Origin of the sequence: Candidatus Frankia nodulisporulans (assembly GCF_902806475.1) — a bacterium.
Classification (GTDB): domain Bacteria; phylum Actinomycetota; class Actinomycetes; order Frankiales; family Frankiaceae; genus Frankia; species Frankia umida.
Genome location: NZ_CADCWS010000479.1, coordinates 1 through 1,378, shown reverse-complemented (window position 1 = coordinate 1,378; position 1,378 = coordinate 1). Strand labels below are relative to the sequence as shown.

General features: G+C 68.8%; 2 protein-coding genes. One reads left to right on the top strand and one right to left on the bottom strand.

The window, feature by feature from the left end; translation table 11 throughout:
- Positions 1–665 (top strand): DUF4276 family protein (locus G6R24_RS20955; protein WP_225438886.1); only part of this gene is annotated, 665 nt, incomplete at its 5' end.
- 201 nt (positions 666–866) lie between these two features.
- Here G6R24_RS20955 and G6R24_RS20950 read toward each other — a convergent pair.
- On the bottom strand, positions 867–1,193 hold the full coding sequence (locus tag G6R24_RS20950) for a hypothetical protein (protein WP_163550834.1): 327 nt from the start codon (positions 1,191–1,193) through the stop codon (positions 867–869).
- Positions 1,194–1,378 lie beyond the last annotated feature (185 nt).

Sequence of the window (1,378 nt, the reverse complement as noted above, 5' to 3'; positions counted from 1 at the left end):
GGGCCCGACCCACCCGTTGCCGACCCACCCGTTGCCGGCACAGCACCGTGAGTCCGCCAGGACCGGTCATCGCGACCGTCGTCGAGGGCGAAGGCGAGGTCACCGCGCTGCCTGTGCTGCTACGCCGGCTGGCCTACCAGCTCGGATACTGGACTGCGCACTTTCCCAAACCCCATCGCCATCACCGCGGCGCCCTTGTCCAACCCGGCGGCCTCGAGCGCATCATCGAGCAGGTAGCCGTCCTCACTCCCACCGCGCCGGCGATCCTCGTCGTGTTCGATGCCGACGACGACTGTCCTGCCGCGCTGGCTCCGGCCCTGCTCGCCCGCGCCCAGGCCACCCGGCCCGACCGGCACATCGCCGTCGTGCTCGCCAACCGCGAGTTCGAGTCCTGGTTTCTCGCCGCCGCACCCTCACTCGCCGGGATCCGCGGGCTGGCCGCCGACCTCAAAGCCCACCCCACCCCGGAAAACCCACGCGACTGCAAAGGGTGGCTCACCCACCAACGCGTCGACGGCCAGCGCTACCGGCCCGCCGTCGACCAGTCCGCCCTCGCCGACGCGATCGACCTCGCCGCGGCCCGCCAGAACGCGCCGTCCTTCGACAAGTTCTGCCGCGATGTCGAACGTCTGCTCGTCGCCGCGACAAGCAACCAGCACAATTAGCACGGTCGGCATTTCCCGACACGGCGACATCTGCGCGGTCGCGAGGTGGCACCGACACCGGCGGCGGATTCGTCCTCGTTCTCGGCCCCACAGCCTTGGTCGCCGTGCTCGATCTGGCCCGCGCCGCACGCCCACACCGGATGGCCTGCGGGTAGGTCGGAACAGGTCAGCGTGGCGTGAAAGTGCAAGAGGCCCGGAGCGCTATGCCAGCCGCCGGGCGAACCGGTGGTACATCCGTTCGCCGAACCGTTCCGCCTCGTACTCGCTCCCACCATGGCCGGCCGTCAGGAAGGAGCGGTGATGCGCGATCTCGTGGAAGATCGTGATGATCGCCGTCCGCCTGTCCGTGAGGGCGAGGTCCGACAGTTGGATGAGTGGTCGCCGCCGTGACCCGAGAAGCGGCCGGCCGCCTCCGTCGTGCGGGCTCGCTCCGAACGCGGGCTGGCCCCGCGGCCCGGGCAGAACACGCACATGTTCGATGTCGTAGCCACGCACGCTCAGGCCGTGCCGACCCAGCATCGTCGTCACCTGACGGACACTGACCGCCGAAGCAACCTTTCCCGTTGACCGTCCTCGTACGGCCTGATTCTCCATTGCACACCCCGCAACCAGTCACAGTTTCCGTTGAACTGGACCGAGTGCAGCAGGATGAATATCGACCGGTCGATGGCCTCGGATGAACCCGGCGGAAGCCGGAAGCGGCTAACGATGCC